Origin of the sequence: Microbulbifer sp. (genome assembly GCF_051659245.1) — a bacterium.
Classification (GTDB): Bacteria; Pseudomonadota; Gammaproteobacteria; order Pseudomonadales; family Cellvibrionaceae; genus Microbulbifer.
The window spans coordinates 1-16,304 of the sequence record NZ_JBOFOC010000168.1 but is presented as its reverse complement, the minus strand read 5'-3'; the positions used below and the strand labels follow the sequence as shown (position 1 = coordinate 16,304).

At 61.5% G+C, this 16,304-nt stretch carries 12 protein-coding genes; 6 read left to right on the top strand and 6 right to left on the bottom strand.

What is annotated here, in order from left to right; all coding sequences use genetic code 11:
* Nucleotides 1–195 precede the first annotated feature (195 nt).
* The 3 genes from ACRC0P_RS16265 to ACRC0P_RS16255 all read left to right on the top strand — a co-directional run bounded on the left by ACRC0P_RS16265 (nucleotide 196) and on the right by ACRC0P_RS16255 (nucleotide 3,798).
* Nucleotides 196–450, top strand: a complete 255-nt coding sequence (locus tag ACRC0P_RS16265; protein WP_438632352.1) for an ArsR/SmtB family transcription factor — start codon at nucleotides 196–198, stop codon at nucleotides 448–450.
* 75 nt (nucleotides 451–525) lie between these two features.
* Nucleotides 526–2,184 (top strand): amidohydrolase, encoded by a 1,659-nt coding sequence (locus ACRC0P_RS16260; protein ID WP_438632351.1) that lies wholly within the window; start codon nucleotides 526–528, stop codon nucleotides 2,182–2,184.
* 36 nt (nucleotides 2,185–2,220) lie between these two features.
* On the top strand, nucleotides 2,221–3,798 hold the full coding sequence (locus ACRC0P_RS16255; RefSeq protein ID WP_438632350.1) for a phytoene desaturase family protein: 1,578 nt from the start codon (nucleotides 2,221–2,223) through the stop codon (nucleotides 3,796–3,798).
* Between the two features lie 139 nt (nucleotides 3,799–3,937).
* Here the strand turns inward: ACRC0P_RS16255 and ACRC0P_RS16250 are convergent, their stop codons facing one another.
* On the bottom strand, nucleotides 3,938–4,843 hold the full coding sequence (locus tag ACRC0P_RS16250; protein WP_438632349.1) for a helix-turn-helix domain-containing protein: 906 nt from the start codon (nucleotides 4,841–4,843) through the stop codon (nucleotides 3,938–3,940).
* A 178-nt stretch (nucleotides 4,844–5,021) separates the two neighbouring features.
* On the opposite strand from ACRC0P_RS16250, the gene exaC reads away from it, so the two are divergent.
* Both exaC and ACRC0P_RS16240 read left to right on the top strand, forming a co-directional pair.
* The gene (gene exaC / locus ACRC0P_RS16245; RefSeq protein WP_438632348.1) at nucleotides 5,022–6,542 is read left to right on the top strand and encodes an acetaldehyde dehydrogenase ExaC; all 1,521 of its coding nucleotides are present in this window, start codon (nucleotides 5,022–5,024) and stop codon (nucleotides 6,540–6,542) included.
* Nucleotides 6,543–7,030: 488 nt separating this feature from the next.
* The gene (locus ACRC0P_RS16240) at nucleotides 7,031–9,427 is read left to right on the top strand and encodes a zinc-dependent metalloprotease (protein ID WP_438632347.1); all 2,397 of its coding nucleotides are present in this window, start codon (nucleotides 7,031–7,033) and stop codon (nucleotides 9,425–9,427) included.
* A gap of 127 nt (nucleotides 9,428–9,554) precedes the next feature.
* Here the strand turns inward: ACRC0P_RS16240 and ACRC0P_RS16235 are convergent, their stop codons facing one another.
* The 5 genes from ACRC0P_RS16235 to ACRC0P_RS16215 form a co-directional block, all read right to left on the bottom strand.
* Nucleotides 9,555–10,367, bottom strand: coding sequence for a transglutaminase domain-containing protein (locus ACRC0P_RS16235; RefSeq protein ID WP_438632346.1), 813 nt, complete (start codon nucleotides 10,365–10,367; stop codon nucleotides 9,555–9,557).
* Nucleotides 10,368–10,375: 8 nt separating this feature from the next.
* Nucleotides 10,376–10,606, bottom strand: coding sequence for a DUF350 domain-containing protein (locus tag ACRC0P_RS16230; RefSeq protein WP_438632345.1), 231 nt, complete (start codon nucleotides 10,604–10,606; stop codon nucleotides 10,376–10,378).
* A gap of 246 nt (nucleotides 10,607–10,852) precedes the next feature.
* Nucleotides 10,853–13,687, bottom strand: a complete 2,835-nt coding sequence (locus tag ACRC0P_RS16225; RefSeq protein WP_438632344.1) for a M16 family metallopeptidase — start codon at nucleotides 13,685–13,687, stop codon at nucleotides 10,853–10,855.
* Between the two features lie 241 nt (nucleotides 13,688–13,928).
* Nucleotides 13,929–14,126: a CPXCG motif-containing cysteine-rich protein gene (locus ACRC0P_RS16220; protein WP_438632343.1), complete on the bottom strand. Its 198-nt coding sequence runs from the start codon at nucleotides 14,124–14,126 to the stop codon at nucleotides 13,929–13,931.
* The gene (locus ACRC0P_RS16215; RefSeq protein WP_438632342.1) at nucleotides 14,123–14,902 is read right to left on the bottom strand and encodes an alpha/beta hydrolase family protein; all 780 of its coding nucleotides are present in this window, start codon (nucleotides 14,900–14,902) and stop codon (nucleotides 14,123–14,125) included. Before ACRC0P_RS16215 ends, ACRC0P_RS16220 begins: the two co-directional genes overlap by 4 nt.
* Before the next feature lie 188 nt (nucleotides 14,903–15,090).
* Between ACRC0P_RS16215 and ACRC0P_RS16210 the strand changes: the two genes are divergently transcribed.
* A complete protein-coding gene (locus ACRC0P_RS16210; protein WP_438632341.1) occupies nucleotides 15,091–16,254 on the top strand; it encodes a phosphoglycerate kinase in 1,164 nt (387 codons plus the stop codon).
* Nucleotides 16,255–16,304: the final 50 nt, after the last annotated feature.

The window sequence follows — 16,304 nt, the reverse complement described above, 5'->3', positions numbered from 1 at the left end:
TCGGGCTCTGTTCGCGGGCATGTCGGATGGCCGCCCCGCCGCTCCTACAGGGGTTCGATTTTCCGCCTAACTTAGTGCCATGCAGGTCTGACGCTGCTATTCAGCGACAGAAAAACAAGATAACCATTTAAAAATAACGGTGCAAGGCACGGCCCTGGGGTGGCGCTCAATCGGCCAATGTAACTTATTTATCAATTGGACGCTGTTTTCCGCGCCCTCGCCGACCCCACCCGGCGGGCGATACTGCACAGCCTGGCCGATGGCCCCGGCACTGTAAGCGAACTGGCGGCGCCCTTTGAAATGTCGCTGGTGGCGGCGTCCAAACATATCCGGGTGCTGGAGCGCGCCGGGCTGGTACGGCGCGAGGTACGGGGGCGAACCCATACCTGTCATCTGGATGCGCGTCCCATGCACCGCGGCATGGAGTACCTGCAGGGACTTGCGCAATAGAGGGCTTGGAAGAGCGCGGTCGGTTGCGCTTTAATGGCGGACACCCAATATCAATCATAACGATAGGTGAATGTCATGGGGCCTGGGTTCCTTCCGCGTTTTTTTCTCTGCTTCCTGCTGCTGCCCCTTACTGCCCACTGCGATACCGTCCTGCTGCACGATATTCGGGGCTCCCATATCGTTGAAGGGGATTCCGGCAAACCCGCGGTGGAAAAGTTCTCCGCAATGGCTTTTCGCGATGGCAGGGTATTGGCGGTGGGGGAGGCGGCCGATCTGTCCGAGCGCTATAAAGGCGCCGAGGCAATCGACGGCCGTGGCCGCGCCCTGTTGCCGGGCCTGATCGACGCCCACGGGCATATGCCGGCGCTGGGATTGCTGCAGCGGGAAATCGATCTCCGCGATATGGGGTTTGCGGAAACCCTTGAGGCGGTCAAAAAATTCGCCGCCACCAGGTCCAAGGCGCAGTGGGTTACCGGGCGCGGCTGGAACCAGGTACTCTGGCCCGGCGGTCAGTGGCCGAGCGCCGCCGACTTGGATACGCTGGAAATCCCCCGCCCGGTGTGGCTGCGACGGGTGGATGGCCACGCCGGCTGGGCGAACACCGCGGCGCTGCGCGCCGCCGGTATCGACCGCGATTCCCCCGTGCCGGAGGGCGGGGAAATACTAAAAGACGCCGACGGCCGCCCCACCGGCATTCTGGTGGACAACGCCATGTCCCTGATGGAGCGGGCCATACCCGCGCCGTCGCAGAGGGAACTGGAAGCGGCGCTGGGCGCGGCGTTTGAAATCTCTCTGGCCAACGGCCTGACCAGCGTCCACGATGCGGGTATCAACGGCGACACCTATCGCGCCTATAGGGCCCTCGCCGAGCGCGGCGCCATTCCCATGCGGGTCTACCCGATGCTGGCGGTGGATGCGGACGAGTTCGCGCAGTTGCTGGAGGCGGGCGTCGTGGGCAGCGCGGACTCCCACCTGTTTATCCGTAGCATCAAAATCTCCGCCGACGGCGCCCTGGGCAGCCGCGGTGCCGCACTGCTGGAACCCTACCGGGACCGGCCGCAGACCTCCGGCCTGTTGTTGCACGGCGAGCGCGAACTGGATAAATATTTTGCCAGCGCGCTGGAGCGGGGCTTTCAGATCAATGTGCACGCCATCGGCGACCGCGCCAACCGCATTGTCCTGGATAAGTTCGGGAAATATGCCGGCGACGACTCGCGGGATTTCCGCCACCGCATAGAGCACGCCCAGGTCGTGGCACCCGAGGATATTCCGCGTTTCGAGCAACTGGATATCATTGCTTCCATGCAACCCATTCACGCCACCAGCGATATGAATATGGCCGGGGACCGCCTTGGCGAAGAGCGTCTCGACGGCGCCTACGCCTGGCGCACTTTCCTGGATCGGGGCATCCCGCTGGCCGCCGGTTCCGATTTCCCGGTGGAGCCGGTCAATCCCTTTCTCGGTATTCACGCCGCGGTCACCCGGCAGAACACCGGCAACGAGCCCGAGGGCGGCTGGATTCAGCGGGAGAAAATTTCCCTGATCGAAGCGCTGCACGCCTTTACCCTGGGTGCCGCCTATGCCGCACACCAGGAGGAGGTGATCGGCAACCTGGAATTGGGCAAGGCCGCCGATTTTATCCTGGTGGACAGGGATATTTTTGCCATCGATCCGAAGGAATTGTGGAAAACCCGGGTGCTGGAGACCTGGGTGGCGGGTGAGCGAGTCCATTAACCGGCACCATTGGTCTGTGAGTAAGACAAGAATTTTATGACCGACATCACTATTATCGGCGGTGGTCACAATGGGCTGGTTTGCGCCTGTTATCTGGCCAGGGCGGGCAAACAGGTGGCCGTTTTGGAGCGCCGCCCGATCGTTGGCGGCGCCGCGGTTACGGAAGAGTTTCATCCGGGCTTCCGCAATTCAGTGGCCAGCTACACGGTGAGTTTGCTGAACCCGAAGGTTATTGAAGATTTGCGGCTGCGCGAACACGGCCTGCAGATAAAACTCCGTCCGCAATCCAATTTATTCCCCCTGTCCGACAGTGAGAGCCTTTCCTTTCATCGAGACTTTGCCGACACCCAAGCGGAAATCGCCCGCTTATCGCCAAAGGACGCCGAGGCGCTGCCCGCTTTTTACGGGATGCTGGAAACGGTTGCGGATTTCTTGCGCGAGGAGCTGTTGCGCACGCCGCCGAACGTAGGCGGAGGGCTGCCGGACCTGCTGCGTGCCGGCGGCTTTGGCCTCCGGGCCAGGAAACTGGATATGGCGCAGAGGCGCGATGCGCTGGATTTGTTCACCAAGAGCGCGGCCGATGTGCTGGCCGAGTGGTTTGAGAACGACCATGTCAGGGCCGCTTTTGCGTTTGATTCCATCGTCGGCAACTACGGCGCACCGAGCACCCCCGGTTCGGCGTATGTACTGCTGCACCATGTTTTCGGTGAGGTAAATGGCGAGAAAGGGGCATGGGGCCACGCCGTCGGCGGTATGGGTGCCATTACCCAGGCCATGCTCAAAGAGGCACAGCAACTCGGCGTGGATGTACGCACGGACGCGGCGGTGGAGGAAGTGTTGATCGCAGATGGCCGTGCCGTGGGAGTACGGCTCGCGGATGGCGAAAAGTTGTCCGCGGGAAAGGTCGTCTCAAACGTCGGCCCCAAACTGTTGTTTTCGCAACTGGTGGCTCAACAGCATTTGAGTGAAGAATTTCGCCGCCGGGTGCGCGGTTATAAAGTGGCTTCCGGTACTTTTCGTATGAATGTGGCCTTGTCCGAGCTTCCGGACTTCACCTGTCGCCCCGGAACCGATCTGCAACGCCACCACCAGTCCGGCATCGTAATCGGGCCCAGCATGGCATATTTGGAACAGGCGTATTTTGATGCAAAGCAGTTCGGCTGGTCCAGGGAACCTATTGTGGAAATGCTGATTCCATCCACGGTCGATGACTCGCTGGCACCACCCGGACAGCATGTGGCGAGCCTGTTCTGCCAGCAGTTTTCCCCGCAGTTGCCGGACGGCGCGAGCTGGGATGATCACCGCGAAGCGGCTGCGGACACCATTGTCGATACGGTTGCGCGTTACGCCCCCAATTTCAAGCGTTCGGTGATTGCACGGCAGATTCATTCACCCCTGGACCTGGAGCGCAAGTTTGGTCTGATGGGCGGGGATATCTTTCACGGCGCCCTGGGGCTGGACCAGTTGTGGAGCAACCGACCCTTTATGGGCTACGCCGATTACCGCACACCTGTCCGGGACTTGTATATCTGCGGCTCCGGAACCCATCCCGGTGGTGGTGTCACCGGCGTACCCGGGCTCAATGCGGCGCGGGAGATACTGAAAGATCTGTAGGAGCGGGCCATGCCCGCGAACAGAACCCGATCGCGGGCATGTCGGATGGCCGCCCCGCCGCTCCTACAGGGTGGCTCGCTTAAGTCAATGCAGGTTCCCTGTGCCGGGCCTTAGGGCCTGTTGAGAACCTCGGTGTCGTTCAGTTTACCGCCCGGCGTCGGTGCAATTGGCAATATTGGCTGGGACTCAAACCGAATTGGTGCTGGAACCTTCGGCTGAAATGGCTCTGGTTGCAATAACCCAGGTCAAAGCAGATCCGTTTGGCCGGCTCTCCGCTTTTCAGGCGCTCGCAGGCGCTTTGCATGCGCAGCTGGTGCTGAAATTCCGCCGGCGTGCAGCCCAGGTGCTTTTTGAACTCGCTGAAGAAACGGCTGCGGCTCATGCAGGCGATCTTGCACAGCTGGTCGATATCCAGCGGGGCGGCGAGATCCCCCTGGATTGCATGCACTGCAGCGCTGAGCCCGTTGGCGTCCGGCGCCAGGGCGCAGGCGCGGAGCAGGAAGCTCCGTGTCTGCTGGCGAAGCATACGCACCAGCAGCTCGCTGATCCCGAGGTCGATCAGCAGGTCGCGGTCCGGCAGTTTCTCGCTGAAGGCGGTCATCATCCGTTCGAGCAGGGCTTGGGTGGCCTGGGTATGCGGAGTGTGGATGACTGTCTCGGGGCGGTAGTGCCAGTCTTCGAAGTCCCTGTGCAGAGGCGCAGTTTTATTCAACTGGGAACAGACCTCATCCACCCGTTTCCTGGCGATTTCAATGGTGAGGCAATTGGTGGGACTGCCCATGGCAGCTTCGGGAAAGTCGATCTCGATATCTTCGCCGGGAGCCATGACAAATGATTCCCGCGGTAAAAATTTCGCCCTGTAGCCGCTGGGGCCGTGGAGAATTTTCTTTCCGTTGAGCATTCCGCAGTACAAAAGTTCGCCCGCGTGCAGATTCACACGTTCCGCCGGCATGTAGGTACTGTAGACGCTCAATTCCGCGTTGGGGCCGGCGAAAGACACCCGATTCTCGATCAGCTCGCGGGGCTCGCGAATTGGTTTCAGCATACTCGTCACCGGTTTATTGTCGTTATTTTCCTTGTCATGGACTCACAGACAACTGGATTGGACTCACGGGAAAGCCTGCCTACCCTCCAGGGTTTACATTAACCACAAAGCAGTGCCTGCCGACTGGCAGGATATGGTCCTGAATATACTATAAAAACGGCAATAGAGGATATCCGCGATGATTTACTCCCAGCCTGGCCAGGATAAGGCTCTGGTCACTTTCGAATCCCGCTATCAGAACTTCATCGGTGGGGACTGGGTGGCGCCGGTGGAGGGCCGCTACTTTGAAAACATTTCACCGGTAAACGGTCAGGTATTCTGCGAAATACCCCGCTCCGGCGAAAAAGACATTGAACTGGTCCTGGATGCCGCCCACGGCGCCAGGGACAGCTGGGGGCGTACCTCGGTTACCGACCGCGCCAACCTCCTGCTGCGCATCGCCGATCGCATAGAGCAGAACCTGGAAATGCTGGCTGTGGCGGAAACCTGGGACAACGGCAAGGCGGTGCGTGAGACCCTGGCCGCGGACATACCCCTGGCCGTGGATCATTTCCGCTATTTCGCCGGCTGCATACGCGCCCAGGAGAGCGGTCTTGCGGAGGTGGACAGTCACACGGTTTCCTACCATTTCCACGAACCGCTGGGGGTGGTGGGGCAGATCATTCCCTGGAACTTCCCTATCCTGATGGCGGCCTGGAAGCTGGCACCGGCACTGGCGGCGGGCAATTGCGTGGTGCTGAAGCCCGCGGAGCAGACGCCGGCATCGATACTGGTGCTGGTGGGGTTGATTGCCGACCTGTTGCCCGCCGGGGTGCTCAATATCGTAAACGGCTTCGGCCGCGAAGCGGGGGAGGCACTGGCCACCAGCAAGCGCATTGCCAAGATAGCCTTTACCGGCTCCACCCCGGTGGGCTCCCATATCCTCAAGTGCGCGGCCGAAAACATTATTCCTTCTACCGTGGAGCTGGGCGGGAAATCACCCAATATCTACTTTGCCGATATCCTGCAACAGGAAGAGAGCTATATCAGCAAGTGTGTGGAGGGAATGGCGCTGGCGTTTTTCAATCAGGGTGAGGTGTGTACCTGCCCCTCCCGGGCGCTGATCCAGGAATCCATCTACGACGATTTTATCGCCCGCGTTATTGAACGCACCAAATCGATCAAGCAGGGCAACCCGCTCGATACCGAAACGCAAATCGGCGCCCAGGCTTCGCGGGTGCAGTTTGACAAGATCATGAGCTATATCGATATAGGGCGACAGGAGGGTGCGGAGGTATTACTGGGCGGTGGCGCCGAGAGTATGAGTGGTGACCTGCAAGACGGCTTTTACATTCAACCGACCCTGCTCAAGGGCAGCAACGAGATGCGCGTGTTCCAGGAAGAGATCTTTGGCCCGGTGGTGGGGGTTACCACGTTCAAAACGGAACAGGAAGCCCTGGCGATCGCCAATGATACCGAGTATGGACTGGGCGCTGGTGTCTGGACCCGGGATATCAACTTGGCTTTTCGTATGGGGCGCAATATCCAGGCCGGACGGGTGTGGACCAACTGCTATCACCAGTACCCGGCTCACGCCGCCTTTGGCGGCTACAAGAAATCCGGTATCGGCCGCGAAACCCACAAAATGGCGCTGGAACACTACCAGCAGACCAAGAACCTCCTGGTCAGTTACGACACCAATCCACTCGGATTTTTCTGATCGGGCTTGTCTTCGCTGGGGGCGCGAGGCGCCCCTTTTTTGATTCTGAACGGCTTTCACCGCGTAATCGTCCGGCTTGCGATCCCATCTGTCCGTCCCGAGAGAGTAAAACGCGACAGGAAAATATCGCCGTGGATATGTCATAATCTAGTGTCCTGTATGGAACTAAATAGTGATACCAGAGCCCCCCCAGATTGCCCACAGTTAGGCGCAGCTCGCAGGGAATGGTCATTCCATTTTCAAGAGCTGCAACGCGGCTGTGGGCCCTCTCGATTGGTGAAGAGGGGGGGCTCCCTTCGGGCGGGCCGCTAAGCAGCCATCTGCTGCGTTGCACTTGCTTGACGTAGAATGACTACGCCGGCGCAAGTGCGCCTTGCATCTGGCCGCTTAGCGGCCCGCTGGTATCACTATTTAGTTCCATACAGGACACTGCTCTGCACGCATACCCGCTCCCGGAAGGAGCAAATCCAATAAAGTGGGGGAAGCAAATGTCGATACGCAGGCTGATCTTTGTGGCATTACTGGCGCTGCTCTCGGTGACGGCGCAGGCCAAAACCATCACCGAATACACTGCGGGCATGGAAAAGCATGCCGGGTATCACGACTTCTACTGGGACGACCACAACGGCAGGGTCCTGTTGGAGGTTGCAGACTTCGACCGCGAGTTCCTGCTGCTGACCGGTCTGGCCCAAGGCTTGGGCTCCAATCCGGTGGGGCTGGATCGCAACCAGGTGGGCGACAACCGGCTGGTGAAGTTCCAGCGGGTTGGGAACAAGGTGCTGCTGCACCAGCTGAACCTGAAGTACCGCGCTGAGTCGGACAACGCCGCGGAGCGCCGGGCGGTGGAGGAGGCCTTTGCCTCGTCGATATTGTGGGGCTTCGAGGCGCTGGCGCGGGAAGACGACCGCGCGCTGGTGGATTTCACGCCATTCCTGCTCTCTGACCAGCACGGTATCGCCAAACGGCTGAAGGACACCGAGCAGGGCAGCTTCAGTATCGATGCGTCCAAATCCGCCGTCTATCTGCCGCGCACCAAAAACTTTCCCAGGAACAGCGAATTCGAGGCACAGCTTACCTTTGCCGGCAGCGAGCCGGGTAACCACCTGCAGGAGGTGGTGCCGACGCCGACACTGGTCTCCCTGCGCCAGCATATCTCCCTGGTGGCACTGCCCGACGACAACTACCGGCCGCGCCGTTTCCACAGCCGCAGCGGCTATTTCCCCTTCGAGTACCGCGACTACGCGACGGCCATCGACCAGCCGCTGGACCAGCGCTTTATCTACCGCCACCGCCTGGTAAAGAAAAGCGGCAGTGGCGAAGTGGTGGAGCCGATCGTCTATTACGTGGATTCCGGCGTGCCGGAGCCGGTGCGCAGTGCCCTGATCGAGGGCGCCAGTTGGTGGAACCAGGCTTTCGAGGCGGCGGGCTACAAGAATGCATTCCAGGTAAAGCTACTGCCGGAAGATGCCGACCCGCTGGATGTGCGCTACAACGTGATCAACTGGGTGCACCGCTCCACCCGGGGCTGGTCCTACGGTTATTCCATTGCCGATCCGCGCACCGGTGAGATTATCAAGGGCAATGTCACCCTGGGTTCGTTGCGGGTGCGACAGGACTACCTGATCGCGCAGGGCCTGTTGCAGCCCTACGGAAAGGAGAAGGCCGATACCGAAGCGCTGAAGGCGATGGCATTGGCGCGCATCCGCCAGCTGTCCGCCCACGAAGTGGGCCATACCCTGGGCCTTGCGCATAACTTTGCCGCCAGTACCGAGGCGCGGGCCTCGGTGATGGATTACCCGGCGCCACTGGTGACTTTGCAACAGGGCTCCCTCGACCTGGCGGATGCCTATGCCACGGGAATCGGCGACTGGGATAAATTGGCGATCCGCTATGGCTACGGTGATGGCAGTGGAGACGAGCAGAGGCACCTGGATGCGGTTATTGCCGAAGCGCGAACACGAAACCTGCGTTTTATCTCCGATCCGGATTCCCGTGAAATCAACGATGCCCACGCCGTCTCCCATCTCTGGGACAACGGCCGCGAGCCCTTGCAGGAATTTATGCGGATGGTTGAGTTGCGCCGTTTCGCGCTGGACAACTTCTCCCCTGCGGCAAATCCGAAAAGCGCGCCCCGCTCCTCCCTGGAGGAAACCCTGGTGCCCGTCTACTACGGACACCGCTATCAGGCGGAGGCGGTGGGCAAGCTGATCGGCGGTCTCGATTACGACTACCTGTACAACGGCGCTGAGCGGAACAGCTACACCCTGGTGCCAGCGGAACGGCAGCAACAGGCAATCGACGCACTGCTGTCGACACTGGCACCGGAGTTCCTGGCGCTGCCGGAGCACGTTCTGCAATTGCTGCCGCCCAAGTCCTACGGCTACGCGCGCACCGCGGAGAGTTTCCCCGCCTATACCGGCGTCGCCTTCGATGCGGTGGCCCTGAGCGAGGCCGCGGCGGGCCATACTCTCGCGATACTGCTGGACCCGCAGCGCGCCGCGCGCATGGAGCAGCAGCACGGGCGCAGCAGCGAGATTCCGGGTTTCGGCGCGCTGCTAAAACAGTTGTCCGAGAGGGCGCTGGATACCGGCGCCTACAGCGGGCTGCAGGCCGCCGTTCACCAGCGCGTCAATCACGCCTATATCCATCGGTTGATGGTACTGGCGGGCGACAAGGGTGCAGCGGAATCGGTACGCGCCAAAGCTCACCTGGAACTGGCCAGGTTTCAGCACGCCATGGGTGGGATGAAATTGTTCGGCGAGGACCCGGAGGGTTATAACGCGCACTACTTTCATCAGGCGCAGCGCATTGCCGCATTTATGGATGGTGATCTGAAAGTTGAAGCTGGGGATTTGAAAACTATGCCGCCGGGATCGCCGATTTAAAATCGGCTGGACGGATGCTGCTGAGTTGAGATTCGGCACCCTGTAGGAGCCTGCAAGCAGGCTCCTACAAAAATGGTTAACTCAAGTCTTATGCCCGAACGGGGGGTTCGCCCCAACATTCTGCAAATCAGCCGCGGATAAACTGCGATTTCTTTATCCAGTGACTACCCCGGTATTTCCGGGTCGGCCTGGAATCCTTCTTCGCCCAGAAGAAATACCGGTTGAACTGAAACTCCACGTCATACCCTTCGGCCAATTCCGCCAGCGGCATCGCCTGCCAGCTGGTCTCGCGGCGCTTGCTGGTGGCTTCCAGCAGATATTCCTTGTTGCCGACAATGGCGACCACCCAGGCGTGGCCCTCCCCGTTGTGGGTGCCCATGGCGACGCGGGCGTCCACGCCCAGTTCTATCAGCCAGTCCGCGAGCAGAATTGCGTGGTCCTCGCAGTCGCCGCGCTTCTGGTAATAGGCCTGCCGCGAGGTCTGCCAGATATCGGCGAGGCCCGCGTACTGGAGGTGGTCGTACTGATACTCTTTGCGCATTGCCAGGGTGTACAGCGGTACCCAGAGTTGTTTGGTCTTGAACGGTTTAAAGCCCACCAGGTAACTGTTGGCAAAGTGGTGCTCGCTGTCCAGGCCGCGGGCGGAAGCGGCGGCTTCGCGAATGCCCTGCCAGTGCCAGATGGAGACGTAGGCGCTCTGCTCGGGGCTGCGCTTGGCCACGGACTGCTGGACAAACTTTTCGGTCAGTGGCCGGCTGCTGCCCTGTACCCGCACGACGCCGCGCTGGGAGTCCTTGGAATACTCTGCCTCTCCTGGCTGGCGGGCGAACTCCCGCAGTTGGAATTCAGGTTCGGTCGAGGGGGCGTCGGATAAGGTCACCAGTATATGTGGTAGCGTCAGGGCGGTACTGAAACCAATTGCCAGTATCCAGTAGCGCATGCCTGTCTCTATCCTTTCAGGCCGAAAGAGATAATGATGGCAATAAACAGCAGGATGGTGGAGGCGAAAATAGCCACTGCGATATTGCCGCTCTTCAATTCGCTTTCGATATCCACGTGCTTGAGCAGTTTCTTGTCGATTGCGATCAGGGAGAGTATGCCGATCAGCAGGGCGAGAAAGGTGTAGATTAAATTGACCCCCAGGTTGAACAGGGTGGCGGTGATAAACTCCAATTCCATAGGTGATTGCTCGCGACCAGAAAAACAGCGTAGCCGCCTATTAAACCACAAAAAAGGGGCGCCGCAGGCCCCCTGAGTCTGTCGCAATTTACAGTTCTTACCCACTACGGGGTTGCTCGCCGAGAGCGGGATGGTTCCCTGTAGGAGCGGCGCGACGGGGCGGCCATCCGCCCATGGCCGTGATCGATCTACTTCGTAGCACAGATTGATCGCGGCCATGGGCCGCTCCTACAGGGGAAGGTGGGGTTATTGGCCGCTTGCTACGGCCGAACCCTCGAGCTGCTTGCCGTCCGCATCCAACTCAGCTACCGGGCCTATATCCAGTGATTCGATGCCGTCAGCGATCTTCTTCTTGTCGCCGACGATCACCCAGGTAAAGCGGTCGGGCTTGATCACCTCTCCCGCCAGCTGGTGCACCCGCTCCAGGTCTATGTCGCGAATCCGCTGCGCGTAGCCGTCCATGTAGTTCAGCGGGCGCTCGTAGGTGACGATATCCGCTGCGGCGCGGGCCACCGCGGCGATGGTCTCGAAGCGGCCGGGCAGTTCGTTGATCCGCTTGCTTTTGATTTTCTCCAGCTCGTCCTGCTGTGCCGGCCGATTGGCGATATAGGCGTTAAGCTCCTTCTGCAGTTCCGCCAGGGACTCCTTGGTCTTGTCGGTCTGCACCGGTGCGTACACCAGGTAGGGCTGCTGGCCCACGGCGCCGGTCAGGAAGGAGTAGGCGCCGTAGGCCCAGTGCTTCTCCTCGCGCAGGTTCATATTGATGCGCGAGGTAAAGGTGCCGCCGAGGATGTCGTTCATCATATGTATGGCCTCGGCCCCGGGCAGCTTCTCCGAGGGCGCGAGCAGGCCGCCGATAATGATCGACTGCTCGGCGCCGGGCTTGTCGATCAGGTAGACGCGGGCGCTGTCCGGATGGGCGATCTGCGCCAGGTTCTTCCGCGGCAGCGGGGCCTCGGGTTTCTGCCAGTCGGCGAAGTGCTTTTCCAGCTGCGCCTTGAGCGCGTCCATGGTGATATCGCCCACTGCCACCAGGGTGGCGTTGTCCGGGCGCAACCAGGTCTCGTGGTACTGCACCAGATCGTCGCGGGTCAGGGACTGGATGGAGTCTTCAGTGCCGCTGCCGGTAAAGGGCACGCCGTAGGCGTGGTCCTCGCCGTAGAGCAGTGGCGGCAGGCTGCGCAGGGCCATCTGTATCGGCTTGGTCTTCTCCTGCTGGATGCCCGCCAGCCAGCGGCCGCGCTTGCGCTCGATTTCCTCTTCGGAGAAGGCCGGGTGCAGCACTATGTCGGCGAACAGGGCCATGGACTCGTCCAGATTGGCGCTGAGCGCATTGAGGCCAACGTCGGAAATATCTACATTGGCACCGCTATAGATGCGCGCACCAAGCATTTCCTTTTTCGCGCTGATCTCCAGTGCACTCAGCGTGGTGGTCCCCTCCTGCAGCATCGACATGGCGTAGCTGGCAGTGCCCAGTTTTTTTCCCAAGTCGGAGGCGTAGCCGGCGTCAAAGATCAGGCGCATATCGGCCACTGGCACCGAGTGGCGCTCCGCCAGCACCACCTTCAGGCCGTTGGCCAGCTCTGCGGTTTGCAGCTCCGGGAACGGTACGGACGGAAACTCGCCGGTGTCCGGCAGTTTGGACCGGTCGGCGCTGGCGTCCGCCACCTTGTATTCGGGGAAGGGGTGTACTTCCAGGTTGTAGTCGCCGTTGGACAGCCACTCTTGCGCCGCTGCCCGCACCTGCTGCGGGGTCAGTTGCTGCTTCTCGGTCAGGGCCTTGAGGGCGGCGTTGGGGTCGCCCAGGTACAGTTCGCCGCGGGCCAGGGTAACTCCCTTGCCGCTCCAGCCGCCGATCTGTTCCAGGTTGCGGGCGGCGCCGGCGTAGGCGCTCATATTGACCCGCTGCAGTTCCTCGGCGGTGGGTCCCTCTTCCAGGAAGCGCGCCACCTCCTCTTCGATGGCCTTCTCCACCTCGGCCAGCTCCACACCGGGCTTGGCATCGGCCACTACCTGGAAGATCGAGGCTAATTCGAATTCATACAGGTTGACCGAGGCGTTGGTGGCCAGTTGATCTTTGTAGACCAGGCGCTTGTACAGGCGGGAATTCTTGCCCTCCCCCAGCACCGCCGCGGCCAGAGCCACCGCATTGGCGTCCGCGTGGCTCAGGTTGGGGGTATTCCACACCTTGTACAGGCGCGATTGGGCCACGCGGTCGAACATCTGTTCGCGGGAGGACTGGTCGCGTTTGGCGATCCAGGCCTTCTTTTTCACCAGCGGCGGGCCGGCGGGAATATCGGCGAAGTAATTGCCCACCTTTTCCTTCGCGGTCTCCACATCGATATCGCCGGCCAGCACCAGCACGGTATTGGCGGCGCCGTAGTAGGTCTTGAACCACTGGTGCACGTCGTCCAGCGACGCCGCGTTCAGGTCCTCCATGGAGCCGATGGTGGTCCAGGAATAGGGGTGTCCCTCGGGAAAGATGGACTTCTGCATCTGCTCCCAGACTTTTCCGTAGGGCTGGTTCTGCCCCTGGCGCTTCTCGTTCTGCACCACGCCGCGCTGCTCGTCGAGCTTCTCCTGGGTGATGGCGCCGAGCAGGTGGCCCATGCGGTCGGACTCCATCCACAGGGCCATATCCAGCGCGTTCTTGGGCACCGTCTCGAAATAGTTGGTACGATCGAGCCAGGTGGTGCCGTTCATGCCGGTGGCGCCGGCCTGCTCGAAGGGCTTGAAGAATTCGTCGTCGTAGTTTTCCGAGCCGTTGAACATCAGATGCTCGAACAGATGCGCGAAGCCGGTGCGCCCGGGCTTTTCATCCTTGGAGCCCACGTGGTACCAGACCCCCACGGAAACGATCGGCGCCTTGGAGTCCTCGTGCACGATCACGCGCAGGCCGTTGTCCAGGGTGAATTTTTCGTAGGGAATGGAGAGGGGTTCCGGGGCCTTGGTCCCGACGGCAGGGGCGGCGGCCGGGGCTTCCTCAGTATTGGCGGGGGCAGCGGACTGCCGGGGTTCTTCGCAGGCGCTCAGCAACAGCGGCAGTGCGATGGCCAGGCAGCAGCGGGGAAAAATATTCATGGCGAATTCCTTTTTCCTGGTTATTTTCCCGGTCCTTTATACCGGCCGCCGCCGTTGCTGGCAAACCAGAGGGGAACCAAGCGCAGTACTGTAGGAGCGGGCCATGCCCGCGATCGGCGGTCGGCGATTCGACAGAATGACGCTTATTCGCGCCGTCCTTGGCGCTCATCCTCGCGCGCCTGCGGCCCAAATCGGCATTCTGCGATTTGTCGCGGGCATGGCCCGCTCCTACAGGCTGATTCTAAGCGTCGTCTTCGCTCTGCACCGCCAGCTGCAGGTTGCCGTCGCTGTCTTCGCTGGCGACCACCACGACCGGGCGGCAGCACACCGAGCAGTCTTCGGTATAGGTCTGCATGTCCACTGAGCGATCCACCACCAGGGTGATGGGCTCGCCGCAATAGGGGCAGCTGGCGCGATGCTCTTCCAGTCCCGGGATCATGTTGTGGTTCCTCGCGGTGGCAGGTAGCGCCCGGCCCAGGCGGCCAGGGTGTCGGCGATGTAATCCGCGTCCTTCTGGCGGGTGAGCAGGTGATCGGCGTCATCCAGGCTGATAAAGCTCTTCGGGTGCATGGCGCGGTTGTAGATTTCCGCCGCCTCGCCCACGGAAACCATATTGTCCAGCGGTGAATGATAGATCAGCAGCGGCCGGTCCAGGTTGCGGATATGGCCGGACTTGCGCCGCTGCAGGTCGTCGAGAAACTGCTTCCGGATCACGAAGGGCCGCCCGCCCAGCTGCACTTCCGCCTGCCCCTCGCGCAGGATGGTATCCACGGAGTCCGCGAACTGGCGAGTGACGTGCTCCGCATCGGCGGGGGCGGCGATGGTGGCGATGGCGCGGGCCTCGGGAATCGCGCCGGCCGCGGCGAGTACCGCGGCGCCGCCGAGGCTGTGGCCCAGCAGCAGTTCCGGCGGCCGCTGTTCGCGGCGCAGGAATTCGGCGGCGGCGAGCAGGTCCGCCACGTTGGAGGAGAAGTTGGTGTCGGCGAAGTCGCCTTCGCTGTCCCCCAGTCCGGTGAAGTCGAAGCGCAGCACCGCATAGCCCAGCTCTGACAGGCGGCGGGCCATGCGCGAGGCGGCCAGCACGTCCTTGCCGCAGGTAAAGCAGTGGGCGAAGAGAACCGTGGTGCGCGGCGGCCCTTTCGCCGGAACCTCCAGTATGCCGGCCAGCTGCGCGCCGCTGCCGCCGGGGAATGTCACCTTGTGCCGCCTGCCCATGGAGGTATCTCCCTGTCCGTTCCCGGGCAATGGTAGGGAGCGAAGGCCGGCGGGGCAATTGGCCTTTCAGCCGGTCTTTTGTGGCCACATCGCGTGGTAACGATATCAAGTGCCGCCGGGGCGGCGGTGGGCCCGCGCAATTGTTATAATCCGCGCCCACTTTTTCCACAGAACAGAGGGGACTGGCAATGGCGGTCAAACTGATGAAGGATCTGGACCTGAAAGGCAGACGCCTGCTGATTCGCGAGGACTTGAACGTGCCGGTAAAAGGCGGCGCGGTCACTTCCGATACCCGTATACGCGCCGCCCTGCCCACCATTGAGGCCGCCATCAATGCCGGGGCCCGGGTGCTGCTGATGTCCCACCTGGGCCGCCCCACCGAGGGCGAATACGACGAACAGTATTCCCTGGCCCCGGTGGCCGCCCACCTGGGCAAGCTGCTCGACCGCGAGGTGCCGCTGATCAAGGAGTGGCGCGACGGCGTGGAACTGGAGGACGGTCAGGTGGCCCTTCTGGAGAACGTGCGCTTCAACAAGGGCGAGAAGAAGGACGACGAGGAGCTGGCCCGCGCCTACGCGGGCCTGTGCGATATCTTCGTGATGGACGCCTTCGGCACCGCCCACCGCGCCCAGGCCTCCACCCACGGTGTGGCCAAATATGCCCCGGTGGCTTGTGCCGGCCCGCTGCTGGCGGAGGAACTGGATGCGCTGGAGAAGGCCCTGGCCAATCCCGCGCGGCCGATGGTGGCGATCGTCGGCGGTTCCAAGGTCTCCACCAAGCTCAGCGTGCTGGAGACCCTCGCGGATAAAGTGGACCAACTGATCGTGGGCGGCGGCATCGCCAACACCTTCCTCGCCGCGGCCGGCAAGCCGGTGGGCAAGTCCCTGTGCGAACACGACCTGCTGGACACCGCGAGCAGCCTGATGCAGAAATGCGATATCCCGCTGCCGGTGGACGTGGTGACCGGCAAGGAGTTCAGCGAATCCGCCGAGGCGGAAACCAAACCCGCCGACGAGGTGGCCGAGGACGATATGATTTTCGATATCGGTCCGCAGTCCTCGGAAAAGCTCGAGGAAATCCTGCGCGGTGCGAAAACCATTATCTGGAACGGCCCGGTGGGAGTGTTCGAATTCGACCAGTTCGGCGGCGGCACCGAGCGCCTGTCGAAAGCCATCGCCGAGAGCGATGCCTTTTCCATCGCCGGCGGCGGCGACACCCTGGCGGCGGTGGACAAGTACGATATCACCGACAAGGTCTCCTATATCTCCACCGGCGGCGGGGCCTTCCTGGAATACGTTGAGGGCAAGACACTGCCCGCAGTGGCGATTCTCGAATCCCGCGCCCAAGACTGACCGATATTTTCTGTAGGAGCGGGCCATGCCCGCGATCGAAGGTTCCGCCA